Origin of the sequence: Catellatospora sp. TT07R-123, from assembly GCF_018327705.1 — a bacterium.
GTDB lineage: Bacteria > Actinomycetota > Actinomycetes > Mycobacteriales > Micromonosporaceae > Catellatospora.
Genome location: NZ_BNEM01000001.1, coordinates 569,013 through 583,975 on the forward strand (window position 1 = coordinate 569,013; position 14,963 = coordinate 583,975).

General features: G+C 71.6%; 10 protein-coding genes. 2 read left to right on the plus strand and 8 right to left on the minus strand.

The window, feature by feature from the left end:
* Nucleotides 1–81: 81 nt before the first annotated feature.
* A complete protein-coding gene (locus Cs7R123_RS02395) occupies nucleotides 82–2,085 on the minus strand; it encodes a family 43 glycosylhydrolase (protein ID WP_212823091.1) in 2,004 nt (667 codons plus the stop codon).
* A gap of 153 nt (nucleotides 2,086–2,238) precedes the next feature.
* Complete coding sequence (locus Cs7R123_RS02400; RefSeq protein WP_212823092.1) at nucleotides 2,239–2,787, minus strand: AAA family ATPase; 549 nt, start codon at nucleotides 2,785–2,787, stop codon at nucleotides 2,239–2,241.
* 175 nt (nucleotides 2,788–2,962) lie between these two features.
* On the opposite strand from Cs7R123_RS02400, the gene Cs7R123_RS02405 reads away from it, so the two are divergent.
* On the plus strand, nucleotides 2,963–5,572 hold the full coding sequence (locus tag Cs7R123_RS02405) for a glycoside hydrolase family 97 protein (RefSeq protein ID WP_212823093.1): 2,610 nt from the start codon (nucleotides 2,963–2,965) through the stop codon (nucleotides 5,570–5,572).
* A 73-nt stretch (nucleotides 5,573–5,645) separates the two neighbouring features.
* Here the strand turns inward: Cs7R123_RS02405 and Cs7R123_RS02410 are convergent, their stop codons facing one another.
* From Cs7R123_RS02410 to Cs7R123_RS02420, 3 genes are all read right to left on the minus strand, one after another.
* On the minus strand, nucleotides 5,646–7,718 hold the full coding sequence (locus Cs7R123_RS02410) for a glycosyltransferase family 39 protein (RefSeq protein ID WP_212823094.1): 2,073 nt from the start codon (nucleotides 7,716–7,718) through the stop codon (nucleotides 5,646–5,648).
* A 98-nt stretch (nucleotides 7,719–7,816) separates the two neighbouring features.
* Nucleotides 7,817–8,620, minus strand: coding sequence for a bifunctional 2-polyprenyl-6-hydroxyphenol methylase/3-demethylubiquinol 3-O-methyltransferase UbiG (locus Cs7R123_RS02415; protein WP_212823095.1), 804 nt, complete (start codon nucleotides 8,618–8,620; stop codon nucleotides 7,817–7,819).
* A gap of 142 nt (nucleotides 8,621–8,762) precedes the next feature.
* On the minus strand, nucleotides 8,763–9,089 hold the full coding sequence (locus Cs7R123_RS02420) for a CHAP domain-containing protein (RefSeq protein WP_212823096.1): 327 nt from the start codon (nucleotides 9,087–9,089) through the stop codon (nucleotides 8,763–8,765).
* A 311-nt stretch (nucleotides 9,090–9,400) separates the two neighbouring features.
* Between Cs7R123_RS02420 and Cs7R123_RS02425 the strand changes: the two genes are divergently transcribed.
* The gene (locus tag Cs7R123_RS02425) at nucleotides 9,401–10,276 is read left to right on the plus strand and encodes a LysR family transcriptional regulator (protein ID WP_212823098.1); all 876 of its coding nucleotides are present in this window, start codon (nucleotides 9,401–9,403) and stop codon (nucleotides 10,274–10,276) included.
* Nucleotides 10,277–10,537: 261 nt separating this feature from the next.
* On the opposite strand, the gene Cs7R123_RS02430 is transcribed toward Cs7R123_RS02425, so the two are convergent.
* From Cs7R123_RS02430 to Cs7R123_RS02440, 3 genes are all read right to left on the minus strand, one after another.
* Complete coding sequence (locus tag Cs7R123_RS02430; RefSeq protein ID WP_212823099.1) at nucleotides 10,538–12,901, minus strand: tetratricopeptide repeat protein; 2,364 nt, start codon at nucleotides 12,899–12,901, stop codon at nucleotides 10,538–10,540.
* Nucleotides 12,902–13,234: 333 nt separating this feature from the next.
* Nucleotides 13,235–14,110 carry a nucleoside hydrolase gene (locus tag Cs7R123_RS02435; RefSeq protein ID WP_212823100.1) on the minus strand — a complete coding sequence of 292 codons (876 nt, stop codon included), beginning with the start codon at nucleotides 14,108–14,110 and terminating at the stop codon, nucleotides 13,235–13,237.
* 84 nt (nucleotides 14,111–14,194) lie between these two features.
* Nucleotides 14,195–14,944, minus strand: a complete 750-nt coding sequence (locus Cs7R123_RS02440; RefSeq protein WP_212823102.1) for an SDR family oxidoreductase — start codon at nucleotides 14,942–14,944, stop codon at nucleotides 14,195–14,197.
* Nucleotides 14,945–14,963 lie beyond the last annotated feature (19 nt).

Genomic DNA, 14,963 nt, shown 5'->3' on the forward strand with positions numbered 1-14,963 from the left:
ATAGCCAGCCCGGCCGCTGCCTGACAGCCGAGTTCGCTACCGGCAGAGCCGGGTTGACCCGGCCGGTCCCGGTCCTCGCTGTCAGTAGACCTCCAGCTCGGCGAACTGCATCCGGTATGTCGGATCGTTCGGGTTCGTGTTGCACAGGCTCGTGCCCACCACCCGGACGTACCGCGCGCTCTGCGCGCCGAACACGATCTGCTGCGCCGACGCTCCGGCCGGGGCGGGGTAACCGGCGCGGACCGTCGCCGTCGACCACGTGCTGCCGTTGCTGGACACCTCGACCCGGAAGTCCACCGGGAAGCCCTGGCCCGCGTTGCCGGCGTCGGCGCGCGGGTAGAGCGTCACCCGCTCGACCGAGCGCAGCGCGCCGAGGTCCACCTGGACCCATTCCGTGTGGTTGGCGCCCAGGTTGGCGTTGGACGACCAGCCCATGGAGGCCGGGGTCGAGGTCTTCAGCCCGTCGTTGACCATGGCCACGCCCCAGCCGGAGAACTCCGCCGAGCTGCTCGACGCCCGTGCGCCGCCGGCCGCCGTGTTGGTGGCGCCGATGGTGGTCTCGAACTTCGAGGTCCGGTTCGGCTCGGCGTTCCAGGACGCACCGTTGTCGTTGCTGTACGCCTCGCCGCCGCCCGGGTAGGGCGCCGCGTCGTCGTAGGTCAGGCCGTAGCATCCCGACGTCGTCGTGGACTGCACCAGGATGCCGTAGCGGACGCCCGCGGTGACCGCGATGTTCGGGAAGACCGTCACGTTGCGCGGCGCCCAGCCGACCGACGACGCGGGCACCGTGGTGGTGGCCAGCGTGGTGCCGGGCTGGAGCCCCGCGTTGACCGACACGATGCTCACCTGGAGCCCCGCGTTGGTGCCGCCCTGCTGGAACGTGGTGTACGAGGCACCGGTGAGCGTACCGCTGCGTGAGGCGACGAAGGTCTGCATCCGGCGCAGCCCACCGGAGCGGATGTCGCACCACGTGCGGAACCGGCCCGTGCCACTGGCCTGGTCCCGGTCCGCCGAGGGCGCCGCGCTGGATCCGGACCCGGTCGCCAGCGCGAGCGTCACGGTGTTCTGGCAGGTGAACGGCTGCACGTCCCCGTTGGCGGCGAAGGTCAGCGGCGCCCAGTGGAAGTTGGCCAGCGCCTCGTTGTTCTGCCCGTTCCACAGGTCGCTGCCGTAGAGCCAGGCCGTGCCGGTGGTGGTCGGGATCCCGGCCACCAGCGACGGCTGGCCGCCGCAGGAGTTGGCGTTGACGCTGACCGGTGCCGACCAGGTGCCCAGCGGCGTGGCGGCCCGCTTGACCCAGGTCGCGGTGCCGGTGCAGTAGGCGCAGGTCGGTCCGTAGACGTAGTAGTAGACGCCGTCGCGCTTGAACATCGACGGGGCCTCGGTGTGCAGCGAGTTCAACCGGGCGTAGCTGCCGGTGCCGCTGGTGTAGGCGGCGTTGAGCCGCTCGATGATCTGGTCGTGGCCGCTTCGGATGTCGGTGTAGGCGAGGTATGCCGTGCCGTCGTCGTCGACGAACAGGTCGTGGTCGCCGTTGACGAAGGTGCCGGGCGTGCCCATGAGGGCGATGGTCGGCTCGGCGGTCTCGGTGAACGGTCCGGCCGGGGTCGGCGAGGTGAAGACGTGGTAGCCGCTGGCGTTGTCGTAGCTGTTGATCCACAGTACGTACATGCCGGTTCCCGCGTTGAACACCACGTGCGGGCGGTAGCAGCCGTAGCGCGGCGGGGCGCACCTGCCCTGCCACAGCGCGTTCGCGGCGTCGAAGAGGTATCCCTCGTCGGTCCAGCCCACGAGGTCGGTGGAGCTGTACACCTTGAATCCGCAGAACGGCGTGCCGGTGGTCGACAGGGCGTACCCGCAGTCGTAGCTGGTGCCGTAGAGGTAGTAGCGGCCGCCGAACAGCGCCAGGTCTCCGTCGTGCGCGTCGACGGCGTTGCCGCCGACGTCGTAGCGGGTGACCTGGTTTCCGGCCGGGTCGAAGTTGACGATGGTGGTGGTGTGGGCGGCCGCTGCCGGGCTGGCGGCGACGCCGGTCAGTCCTGATACGAGCAGCAGGAGCACGGCGAGGTACGCGGGACGTCGCATCGGTGACTTCCTCTCGGCTCCGGGAGCCGCGTATTGAAACGTTTCATTCGTTTCCAGTGCGTTAAAATTAGGTCCGGCCTTCCGTGCTGTCAACGTCCTAACACGACCGCTACCTGGCGCACCGCCGCGCATCCGCCACGTCGGGCGGCGCCGCTAGTCGGCCCAGGACCGGATGCACCCGTCCACGAGCTCCACCCGTTCCTCGACCGTTCCGGCGGGCACGTCGACCAGCTCGAAGCCGTGCTCCCGGTACGCCTGCTCGTGGAAACGCTCGAAACCGACCGACTGGGCGAGGCTGATCCGGCGCACCGCCGTCGGGGTGATGAACCCGAGCAGCTGGACGAAGAAGACCCGCGGTTGGTACGTCCGCTCCACGACCACGCGGTCGACCTCCCTCGCCAGGGTCGGCGTCACCGGCACTCCGAGGTATCGGGCCAGCGCCAGCGTGCAGATCGGCGACCGGTCGAAGACCTGGACCCCGGTCGCGGGCGGTACGGCCTGCTCCAGGCGCTCCCGTTGCAGGAGCGCTATCGCATCGATGAACCCCGGATCGCGCCATGCCTCGTCGCGACCCAGGGATTGCAGGTGGACGTTGACATCAGTCGCCGCCTCGTCGACCACCGCGTATCCGCGGCCGCGCAACGCCGCCAGGATCGTCGTCTTACCCGCGCCCGGCGCGCCCGTGATGATGTACCGCCGCATGGGCAACCCCTCTCCCGCCCTCATGGTCCTCCGCTCCACAGGTACACCATCCATGGTTGTCTCTTGTTTGGAAATGTCGTGGTGTGGTGGAATCAGACGCGCTCCGATTCGAGGGCGCGCCAGAACGCACGTCGCGGCGGACGTGCGGCCCGTCATCGCCTCGAAGGAGACGGCCATGATCCGCCGCAGACTCCGCGCGTGCGTCGCTCTGCTCACCACCCTCGCAGCGACCGCGGCCGCGACCGCCCTCACCCCGGCCGCCGCGTCGGCCGCCACCACCTGGACCGTCGCCGGACCGTCCGGTGTGATCTCGGCTCAGGTCACGCTCGACAACGGCGTGCTCAGCTTCGGTGCGTCGAGCCGCGGCAGCGCCGTGCTGCTGCCCTCCCCCATCGGCATCGAGACCGCCGCCGCGGACCTCACCCGCAACCTGGTCTTCACCGCGCGCGCCGACCAGTCGGTCACCGAGTCCTACCCGATGCCGACCGGCAAGAAGCGCAGCCGGCAGACCACCTACGCCCAGGCGACGCTGTCGTTCACGGGCACGGGCGGGGCACGGCTCGACGTCGTGGTCCGCGTCTCCGATGCCGGGGCCGCCTACCGCTACCTGCTGCCGGGCAGCGGCTCGGTCACCGTACGCCGGGAGGCCTCGTCCTGGACCCTGCCCGCCTCGGCACCGGCCTGGCTGGTCCCACCGCACGCCGAGGACCAGGGCGTCTGGTTCGAGTCGACGGCCGGTGCCGCCGGGTCCGCCGACTACGGCGTGCCCGCCCTGTTCGACGTGGGCGGCACCTTCGCCCTGCTCGCCGAGTCCGACCTGGACGGCCGGTACGCGTCGAGCGCACTGTCGCACCAGGCCGGGTCCGGCACGTACACCACGTCGATCACCGCGGCACCGGTCACCGCCACCCTGCCGCTGGCGACCCCGTGGCGCACGGCGGCGATCGGCGACCTGAAGACCGTCACCGAGTCGACGATCGTGGACGACCTGTCGGCCCCGGCCAGGTTCACCGACACCTCGTGGATCAAGCCCGGCATGGTGGCCTGGTCCTGGCTGACCGAGCACGCCAGCCCGGCCGACCCCGCCCGCCAGCGGGAGTACGTCGACTTCGCCCAGCGCAACGGCTGGAGCTACGTCCTCATCGACGAGGGATGGCAGTCGAGCTGGCTGCCCGGGGTGGTCACCTACGCCCGGGACCGCGGGGTCGGGGTGATCGTCTGGTTCAACTCGGCCGACCTGCAGACCGCCCAGCAGCGTGAGGCGTGGCTGCCGCTGGTCAAGAGCTGGGGCGTCGCGGGCGTGAAGATCGACTTCAGCTACCAGTTCACCCAGCCCACCCTGAAGTGGTACGACGCCGTGCTCGCCCGCACGGCCGAGCTGAAGCTGATGGCCGACTTCCACGGCAGCGCCACCCCGCGCGGCATGCAGCGCACCTGGCCCCACGTCATGACGGCGGAGGCGGTCTTCGGCGCCGAGCAGCAGCAGAACCGGGCCGCCCTCAACACGATCCTGCCCTTCACCCGCAACGCCATCGCCAGCATGGACTTCACCCCGGTCACCTTCAGCGTCAACCGCGACACCACCGACGCCCACGAGCTCGCGACCGCGGTCGTCTTCGAGTCCGGCTGGCAGCACGCCGCCGACAACCCGGCCAGCTACGCGGCCCGCCCCGACGCGCTGCGCATCCTGAACCAGCTGCCCACGGCCTGGGACGAGACCCGGTTGCTCGGCGGGCGCCCCAACCGGGAGGTCTACGTCGCCCGGCGCAACGGCACGAAGTGGTATGTCGCCGGCATCTCCGCCCTCGCCGCCAAGACGTTCCAGACCCCGCTCGCGTTCCTCGGCACCGGCCAGTGGCTCGCCGAGACCGTCCGCGACGGCTCCGACGGCCTGCTCCGCGAGACCCGGGTCGTCACCAGCGCCACCGCCCTGTCCGTGCCGCTGGCGACCCGGGGCGGTTTCACCACCGTGCTCTGCCCCTACGCCGCCGGGATGCTGAGCTGCGGCACCGGGGACCCGGGCGGCATCCTCAAGGGCCATGAGTCCGGCATCTGCGCCGACGTGCCCAACAACAGCCAGACCAACGGCACCGCCGTGGCGCTGTGGGACTGCCACGGCGGCGCCAATCAGCGCTGGACGGCGAACCCGGCCGGGCAGCTGGTCGTCTACGGCACCAAGTGCCTGACCGCCGCCGGGACCACCGACGGGTCCGCCGTGCAGATCGACGACTGCACCACCGCCACCACCCGGCAGTGGACGGTCGGCAGCGACGGCTCCGTGGTCAGCGCGGCTTCCGGCAAGTGCCTCGACGCGTACGGCAACGGCACGGCCAACGGCACTCCGCTGGTCCTGTGGACCTGCAACGGCGGCGCCAACCAGAAGTGGCACCGCAACAGCACCCCGGCCCCGCTGCGGGGCGCAGCGTCGGCCCGCTGCGTGGACGTGCCCAACAGCAACCAGGCCAACGGCACCCGGCCTGTGCTGTGGGACTGCCACCGCGCGATGAACCAGACCTGGACCTCGACTCCTGCCAACCAGCTCCAGGTCTTCGACGGCAAGTGCCTGGAGGCGGCTGGCGGCGCCACCGCCGACGGAACGGCGGTGCAGATCTTCGACTGCAACGGCACCGTCGGGCAGCAGTGGCGGGTCCGGTCCGACGGCCGGGTCGTCGGCGTCGGCTCGGGCAGGTGCCTGGACGCCTACGACAACGGCACGGCCAACGGCACCCAGCTGATCCTCTGGCCCTGCGGAACGGGCGACAACCAGAAGTGGACCCGCAGCTGACGGTGCGCGCCCGCCCCGCCACGGCTCGGAACGTGTGGCGGGGCCGGGCCGCCTGTCGCGCGGCAGGCCCGGCTCAGCGAGCCGCGCAGTCGAAGACCTGCGTACCGTTCGCGTCGACGGCGGTGCAGCGGGCGGTGACCCAGGCGGAGACGGCCTCGGCGTTGCCCGCGCCGGCGGCGCGCCCGGCCGCGAACCTGCCGAACACGCCGGACCCGCCGCCGCCGATCAGCACGTACCGCAGCTGCCCGGTGGTGACGAGCTGTTCGAGCCGGTCGACGGTGGGGAACGGCGTCCGGCCGGAGAAACCGCCCAGCGGCAGGACCGAAGCCCCGGCGACCAGGTACGGGAGGGCCTGCAGGCCGTACGTGGCGAACAGGTAGGTGCGGCCGGGGCGGTGGCCCCTCAGGTAGTCCAGCAGCGCCGTGGTGTCCCGGCTCGGTGTGTCGCTGACGTTCGGGGCGAAGCCGCCGTCGCCCGGCGGGGTCGCGCTCGCGGACCCGCCGCCACCGGGAGAGCCTGCCGCGGCTGGTGGACCGCTCGGCGCGGCCGGGCCGCGAACAGCGCCGGGCTGCTCGCCGCCCGGGAGCTGTCCGGGCCCGGGGAAGCGGGCGGCGAAGCCGGGAGGCCCGCCGGTGCCGGTGCGCGGTCCGGCCGCCGGGTTGGCCCCGCTGCCCCGATACGCGCTGTCCATGCTGGACGCGGCCCAGCCGGCGGGCGTGATCAGGCACGCGGCGACGCCGAGCCCGGCGCTGACGGCGGCGAGCCGGCTGCCGCGCCCGATCCCGGCCGCCGAACCGAGCCGCCGGTGGCGGGCGCGCAGGGCCGGTACGGCGACCAGCCCGGCGACCGCGAGCACCGCGAGCGCCGCGGCGGACCAGGCGAGCCAGGGCAGGAAGGTGCGGAAGCGCAGCGACAGGTGCAGCGTCCAGGCCAGGGTGAGCGCGATCGTGGCGGGCAGGACCCAGCCCCGCCGCCCGCCGCGGCGCCAGGCTGCCCACAGCGTGACGGCCCCGCCTCCGGCGAGCGCCGCGATCGCCGGGGCGGCCGCGACGACGTAGAACTCGTGTGCCACCCGCCCGGCGGAGAACGCCACCGCGTGGGTGAGCAGCCACAGGCCCCACATCAGGTAACCGGCCCGGACGAGGTCGGTGCGCGGCGCCCGGCCCCGCCAGGCCAGGCCGGTCACCAGCCCGACCAGGGCCAGCGGGTAGAGCCAGCCGACCTGCGGCGCGACGCCGTCGCTGAACATGAAGGGCGGTCCGCCGAGGTCGGGCCCGGCTTCGGCACCGATGCCGTACCGGCTGAGCAGGTTGTACCGGAACACGGTGTAGAACAGCGAGTTGTCGGGTGACCCGTCGGCGTAGGGGCGGTATGCGGAGGGCAGCAGCATCACGGCGCTGATGTAGAGCACGGATACAGTCGCGGTGAGCAGGCCGGCGAGACCGAGATGGCCGAGTCTGCGGCGCAGCGGCACCGGAGCGGCGACCAGGTACGCGATGGCCAGCGCGGGCAGCACGCCCCACGCCTGCGCCATCTTCGTCTGGAACGCCAGCCCGACGAAGAGGCCCGACAGCAGCAGGCTGCGCAGCCGGCCGCCGGCGACCGCACGGGTCCACGCGTCGGCGGCGAGGACCAGGAGCATGACCAGCAGCGTGTCGGAGATCTGGCTGCGGGCCAGCGCAGCGACGACCGGTGTCACCGCGTACGCGGCGGCGGCCAGGATGGCGGCCCGCGGGCCCTGCCACCGCCGCACCGCCCGGTAGAGCACGAGGATGGTGACCACGCTCGCGGCGACCTGCGGCAGGATCACCGACCAGGTGTGGAAGCCGAACACCCGGGCCGACAGCGCCTGCACCATGAACGCGCCGGGCAGTTTGTCCACGGTGATGGAGGCTGCGGGGTCCAGCGCACCGAAGGCGAACGCCTGCCAGCTCTCGGACATGCTCCTGACCGCGGCAGCGTAGTACGGGTGCAGCGGGTTTCGCGACAGGTCCCACGCGTAGACCAGGGCGGCCACTGCCGTGAGCAGCAGCAGCGTCGGCCGCGCCCACCGCGGCTGATCGGGCGGCGACCCCCAGACCGCGCTGAGCGGCCGTGCGCCGGGGGCGGGTGGGGCGGCGACGGGAGCAGAAGCAGGAACAGCCACAGAAAGGGTATACCGCACATACGTGACGCCCGGGACGGGATCTCGGGAGGACGGCCGCAGGCAGGCGGCAGTCTCACCGCCGTACCGGTCGAACGGCCTTACGCGTCAGCCGACTCCTGAGACGCGCCCTGGGCACGTGCGACATAGACGGACACGTTGATCGCCGAACCGACGCCGAGCGGGTCGCCCGTCCAGCTGCCGTAGCGGGCCAGCGGCTGCAATCCGGCGAGCTCGGCCATCAGGTCCAGTTCGTGCGGCCACACATACCGGCTGTGTACGGGCTGGAGGGTCAGCCCGGAGGTCGGCGAGAACACCGCCACCTCGAAGTCGATCGTCTGGGCGACCGGGTCCAGCCGGGCCGTCTCCACTATCGTGCCGTCGCCGTGCCGGCCGAGGTGCCGGACGCGGCGCCGGCTCTTGTCGAACGTGCTGAGATCCGGCACGGGCATCTCCAGCACGAGCCGCCCGTTGTCAGCGAGCACCGACGCGGCCGCGGCGAGGCACCGCCGCTGCGCCGCGGCGTCAGGCAGCGCCGTCAGCGTGCCGAAGACGCAGTAGACGACGTCGTAGCGTGTCCCGCCGGACAGGGAGGCGAGCGTCGCCGCATCGGTCATGTCGCCGACCGTCACGCGCAGGCGGTGCGCCTGGGGCTTGGTCCGCAGAATCTCCAGCATCGCCGGGGCGAGATCGACGCCGTACACCGTCATGCCGTGCTCGGCCAGCGGGATCGCGACCCGGCCGGTGCCGATGCCGAGTTCGAGGACCATCGGCTCGCCCGCCCCGGTGTCGCGGACGCATCGGGCCAGGAAGGTGGCGGTGTCCCGGGCGCGGTCGTCGATCGGGAAGTACTCCTCGTAGAAGGTGGCACCCGCTGGGCCGTACGTCTCCTCGTTGATCGCCACGGCGTCCACCCTGGCACGTGCCGTCCCGCCGCACAATCGGTCGCCGCGCACTCCGCGCACTCGCCGCCGCCGATGAGGCCGGGCGTGGCCTCATCGGCGGCGGCACCTGTTCGGACATCACCGGGGCACTCGGGACAGTCGGCTACCGGTGGAAGAAGGAGGCGGTCGCCCAGGCGGTGGCGCTGACCCAGTCGCTGACGTTGTTGCAGCCGTTCTCCGTGAACTTCGGGTTGCCCCGCTGGTTGGCCCCCCGGAACGACATCGCCAGGCCCTGGCTGCTGGGGTAGATCCCCTGCACGATCGCGATGTGGCCGACGTCGGGCTCCTCGTTGTAGTCCCACACCGCGATGTCACCGACGCGGACGGTGGTGACGGTCATCTTCGTGAAGCCCTCCGCGGGCAGCAGCGCCTCCCACTGCCAGGCGTCGCCGACACCGTTCAGGACGTACCTGGTCTTGACGTACTTCACACACTGGCAGAAGACCGGGGCCGCCGCCCTGGCGGCCGGAGCGGGCGCCACTGTCACCAGTGCGCCGGCGGAGATCACCGCTGCGAGGAGCGGCGCCCACCATCGGACAAGTCGTCGATGCATTCCCATGTATGGATGCTATGGGCGCTCGGCCGTCACATCAGCGCCCATTTCTGCACCTGATGCGCCCGCGAGCGGCCGGGTCGCACCAGGGGCACCCGCCCGACGGCGCGCGTCGAAGCCGTAAGCTTCCCCGGATCACGCAGTTCAGCGGCAGGATCCGGACGCGGTGACCGGAGGGAGGCGGCCTGGTGGAGCTGCGCGACATCGAGATCTTCCTGGCCCTGGCCGAAGAGCTCCACTTCGGGCGTACGGCCGAACGCCTCCACGTGTCCCAGGCGCGGATCAGCCAGTCGATCAAACAGCAGGAGCGCCGGATCGGCGGTGCCCTGTTCGAGCGGACCAGCCGCAGCGTGCGGCTCACCCCGCTCGGCGAGCGGCTGCGCGACCGGCTCGACGCGGGCTACCGCGAGATCATGGCAGCCATCGGCGAGGCCACCGCCGCCGCCCGCGGACAGGCCGGCACCCTGACCATCGGCACCTTCGACACCCACCACCGGGAGATCGCGGCCGTCCTCGACCTGTTCCGGCAGCGGCATCCGCGATGCGAACTGCGCATGCGCGAGATCCTCCCCTCCGACCCGTTCGGCGGGCTGCGCTCGGGCCGGGTCGACATCGGCCTGCTCTGGTTGCCCGTCCGCGAACCCGACCTCACCGTCGGGCCGCAGCTGTACACCGAGCGGCTGGTGCTGGCCGTCTCCTCCGCCCATCCGCTGGCCGGCCGGGACCGAGTCGAGATGGAGGACCTCGGCGACCACCCGGTGGTGGACCTGGAGGGGCCTGTCCCGGACTACGTGTGGCAGGAGCACACCCCGGCCGTGACACCGTCCGGGCGGCCCATCCGGCGCGGCACCACCGCGGCCACGTTGGAGGAGGCTCTCACGGCGATCGGCGCCGGCAGCGTCGTGTCGCCCGTCGGGTCGTACGCGGCCGCCTCCCGGCAGCGTGGCGACCTCGCCTTCCTGCCCATCACCGACGGCCCGATCCTGCGGTACGCCCCCGTGTGGCGCAGCGCCGCGGAGACCCCGCTGGTCCGCGCCTTCGCCCACGCCGCCGCAGGCGGCTGACCTGAGTCGTACCGCTGGACCTGCCGACCCAGGCCCCGGCTCCGCGCGTCAGGCAGCTCCCGGAGCGGCCAGCGCGAGCAGACGGCCACCCTGGTCAGCCAGCCACTGCAACGGCAGCACGCTGCCGCAGCTGGTCGCCCGGACATGGCAGATCCCGCGAAGTTCCGGGCAATGACCGGGTACCGGGCCAGGTCCCGAACACGCGGGCCCATTTCAGCCATACGGCTGGCGGCGGTCTTCGTGACCGCTGAGTGGCGGCTATCAAACCTGCTCGTAGAGGGCGGTGGCCTCGGCGACCCGACCCGCCACCCGATAGGCGGAGGCGAGGTAGTTGCGGGAGGCCCGGGTGTGGGGGTGGTCATCGCCGAGCACCCGGAGGCGGTCGGCCAGGACCTGCTCGTAGAGGGCGGTGGCCTCGGCGACCCGACCCGCCACCCGGTAGGCGCCGGCAAGGTTGCTGCGGGAGGTCAGGGTGTTGGGGTGGTCGTTGCCGAGCACCCGGAGGCGGTCGGCCAGGACCTGCTCGTAGAGGGCGGTGGCCTCGGCGACCCGACCCGCCACCTGGTAAGCGCCGGCAAGGTTGCTGCGGGAGATCAGGGTGTCGGGGTGGTCGTCGCCGAGCACCCGCCGGTAGTCGGCCAGGACCTGCTCGAAGAGGGCGGTGGCCTCGGCGACCCGACCCGCCACCTGGTAAGCGACGGCGAGGTCGTTGCGGGAGGTCAGGGTGTTGGGGTGGTCGTCGCCGAGCACCCGCCGGTAGTCGGCCAGGACCTGCTCGAAGAGGGCGGTGGCCTCGGCGACCCGACCCGCCACCCGGTAGGCGGAGGCGAGGTAGTTGCGGGAGATCAGGGTGTTGGGGTGGTCATCGCCGAGCACCCGGAGGCGGTCGGCCAGGACCTGCTCGAAGAGGGCGGTGGCCTCGGCGACCCGACCCGCCTCCTGGTAGGCGACGGCGAGGTTGTTTCGGGAGGTCAGGGTGTTGGGGTGGTCGTCGCCGAGCACCCGCCGACGGTCGGCCAGGACCTGCTCGAAGAGGGCGGTGGCCTCGGCGACCCGACCCGCCACCCGGTAGGCGACGGCAAGGTTGTGGCGGGAGGTCAGGGTGTCGGGGTGGTCCTCGCCGAGCGCACGACGGCGGTCGGCGAGGTTGCGGGACAGTATTGACACGGCGCCGGTCAGATCGCCCGCAGCCTCAAGCGCTCGGCCCATCCAGTCGGCCTGAACCAGTAGCAGCGCGGGAGGATCACCGGCCGAGTTCTCGCGAACCGCCAGCACGTGCCGGGTGAGTTCGTCGACCTCGGCTCGGCGCAGCGCTACCTGTGCCAGCGGCAGACCGTCGGTGAGGACGTCGAGCAGCTGCGACGCTGTGTCGGCGGCTTCGGCCAGGTGGGGATGCGCGTCGTCGGCGGAGGCGAGGTGTCGGACCACCCGCGCGGTCAGCCGGTGAACCACGACCACCACTCCATCGCCCGCGGCGCCGGCCGATCCGCTGAGCGTGACCAGCGACCAGCTCGCCAACACATCCAGCGCGGCCCGCACCCCGCCGGACAATCCCAACCCCGGCTCGCCCCGCACCAGCAGTCGGCGGCTCACACCGTCGGCCGACAACACCGACAGCACTCCGAGCAGCCGTTGCGCGTCACCGGAGGCGTCGGCCGCGCCGACACCGGCCATGCTCAGCATGGTCGCCTTCAACACCCCCGGATGAGACGCCCCGGACTCCTGCCGCAACGTCTCATCCAAACGCTCACCGGCCAACAACCCCAGATACCCCGCGTAGGACTCCCCGTTACGCGCCACATAGGCACCCGCCTGCGCCAGACCCAGCGGCAACCAACCCAACTCCCGACCCAACGCCACCGCGTCCGGACCGTCGGCCAGACCGGTCGTCTCGCGCAGGAACGCCCGCCCCTGCGCCTCGGTGAACACCCCCACCTCCACCACGGCGACCCCGTCCATCCGCAGGAACTCCCGCCGATTCGACGTGATCACCACCTTGACCCCGCCACGCGTGGGCAGCCACTCCCGCAGCGCCTGCGGATCGTCGACGTTGTCGAACACCACCAACCGCCGCACCCGACCGCCATCGCTGAGCCACCGCACCGCGAGCCCGGCCAGTACCTCCGGCGCATCGTCTGCACCGCCCAGGCCACGCGCCCGCGCCACCTGCGCCAGCCCCGCCACCGGACCCGACTCGGCGTTCAACCACGCCACCAGATCGAACCCCGCCGCATCACACTCACGCGCCAACGCCGCCGCCAACTGCGTCTTACCCGCACCACGCTGCCCCGGCAACGCCACCAACGCCACTCGGCCACGACCACCCACAGCCCGACGCAGCGCGTTCATCTCACGCGATCGCGTCTGAAAGTGCGCCGCCGCCAGCGGGACCTGCCCCACCACCCGCGACGACAACCCGACCACCGGCGGACCGCCCGCACCGTCGGCAGACCGCACCTTGCTGACGAGATCGGGAAGGAAGGCCATGACCAGAGCCGCAACCGCCGTCGACACGATCACCACCGGCGGCTTGTCGTCGGCGACCAGCGACCAGACAACGGTGGCGGTACCCACGCAGCACGCCACCGCGATCAACCCGTACTTGAACCACCGACGACCGGTCATCACCGCAATCTATCCACGGCCATCAACCCCGCACCACCGTCCGAACACCCCCGCCAGACCAACCGAGTGGGCTGGCGTCGCGGGTAAGGGCTGCCCGCCACTACGTAGGCAGAAAACAACCCTGACCGAAGACAAGATCCAGGCAATGTATGGGTTACGCAGCAGGCGAACTGGAATTCTCACAGGTAGCAGGCGCATTGCCGACTGGTCTTGAAAACCGCCTCCGATTCCCAGGAGACGGCGGCGCGGGTTGTTCTTGCAGACTTCGCTGTCGTCCACGCGCCCGATGTCGGCGCGGTGCCTGGCGGCATTGACCGCAGCGGACGGCGCGCCTCACGCCCTACGGCTGGACGTGAGGATGTCGAGGAACCGCTGCGGGTCGTATCCCGTGATGATCGAGGTGTGCGTGCCGGTGGCGGGCCGAGCGCCCCACTCGTTGCCCGCCCTGTAGATCTCCACCTGCGCCCAGGTGCCGACGCCTCGGTCGATCGCGCAGCAGGCAGCGAGCGGATCGTGGAATTTCTTGCCGTCCGGGTGGTGAGCGAGGTAGTCCCCCATCATGCGGTGGATCAGCCCCAGGGCGGGATTGCGGTGGGCCACGGCACCAACGTGTTCGTGCAGATCCTGGTCGTACACCACGCCGTGGCACACGTTCTTGGACACGAACCAGCGTTCCCGGATGCCCGGATACGCCAACGCGGCCAATGCCGCACGTCGGTCGCCGTTGAGGTTGTAGGTGGGGCAGGTGGCGAGGCCGCGGAACTTGGGGAGCTGCCGGCTCGCCGGAACCACTCCCTCACCGGCGAATCCGCCCTGCGCCACCAGTGTGCCCAGGCGCAGGCGGCCACCGGCGATCGCCGCGCCCAGGTTCTTCAACGGCGCCCCGCACACCAGCGTCGTCTGCTCGTCGCAGACCTCTGCCAGCACCTGCCCGCCGGGTTCGGCGTCCGACGACGGCGCCACCTCGCCCAGGACGCGGTAGTGCCAGGGCGACACGCACGCCTTGGGGTGCGCGAGGTTGTACGCGCCGATCCGTACGTCGGTACGTCCCAGCAGCGCCAGCCCGTGGCGTACGACACCGATCTGGGCCGGCGAACCAGGGGTGACCGTCACCGCCCGCAGGTTCACCTCGGGATGCCCCGCCAGCAGCAGCAGGGTCAGAAAGTCGTCGGGATCGCCGGTCTCCATGTCCCACACCACGTCGAGCACTAAATGATCACACCGTGTCGGCTGGGCGATGTCCATCGATTTGCCGGGCGCACGAGGCATGGCCGACGGGGCGGGCGCCCTGCCTCAGCGCCGCTGATCGGCCAGCCACTGGTCGAATGTGGTGGGTGCGATCTCCGCGTCTGGCGCGGGCAGCAGGGCGTCACCGGCCGCGGTCTCGTCGAAGATGCCGCTGTGCCAGGTCGGCACCAGCCGGATGGAGGCGCCCTGAGCGGTCAGTGTGCGCCGGGCCATGTCGATCAGGTCCTGCGGTTCGGGTCCGGCGATGTCGCGGTGTCGTCCCTGCGGGCTGCCTGCGGCGATCCGGGCGAGGATGTCGGCGACGTCGGCGGGAGCGATCGGCTGCATCAGCAGTGGCGGCAGTTCCGCGGCCCCGGCGCGCTCCATCCAACCGGCGGCCATGGCCGGGAAGTCGTGGAACTGCGTCGCGGGCACGATGGTGTACGGGATCGGCCCCGCCTCGACTGCGGCCTCCTGCGCGCGTTTGCCCGCCATGTGGGCGTTGCCGCGCACGGTGCGCACCCGGGCGATGGACAGCAGGACGTGGTGACCCACCCCGGCGCGCTGCTCGGCGGCGAGCAGGTTGGCCGTCGCGGTGGTGAAGAAGCCGACGGCTTCGGTCTCGTCGACGGTGTTGGTGCTGGTGGTGTCGATGACCGTGTCGACTCCGGCCAGGGCTTCGTCCAGGCCGACGCCGGCGATGACGTCGATGCCGTCGGCACGGCTGACGGGCACGATGTCGTGCCCGTCGCGTCGCAGGGCGGCGACGGTCAGGGAGCCGATCCGTCCGGTGGCTCCGATGACTGCTACTCGCATTTCAGCGCTCCTCTGGTAC

Bases quoted from the DNA above. Each gene is read 5' to 3' on its own strand.
- Cs7R123_RS02400 (WP_212823092.1), bottom strand. From the start codon at position 2,787: ATGCGGCGGTACATCATCACGGGCGCGCCGGGCGCGGGTAAGACGACG.
- Cs7R123_RS02395 (WP_212823091.1), bottom strand. From the start codon at position 2,085: ATGCGACGTCCCGCGTACCTCGCCGTGCTCCTGCTGCTCGTATCAGGA.
- Cs7R123_RS02405 (WP_212823093.1), top strand. From the start codon at position 2,963: ATGATCCGCCGCAGACTCCGCGCGTGCGTCGCTCTGCTCACCACCCTC.
- Cs7R123_RS02440 (WP_212823102.1), bottom strand. From the start codon at position 14,944: ATGCGAGTAGCAGTCATCGGAGCCACCGGACGGATCGGCTCCCTGACC.
- Cs7R123_RS02430 (WP_212823099.1), bottom strand. From the start codon at position 12,901: ATGACCGGTCGTCGGTGGTTCAAGTACGGGTTGATCGCGGTGGCGTGC.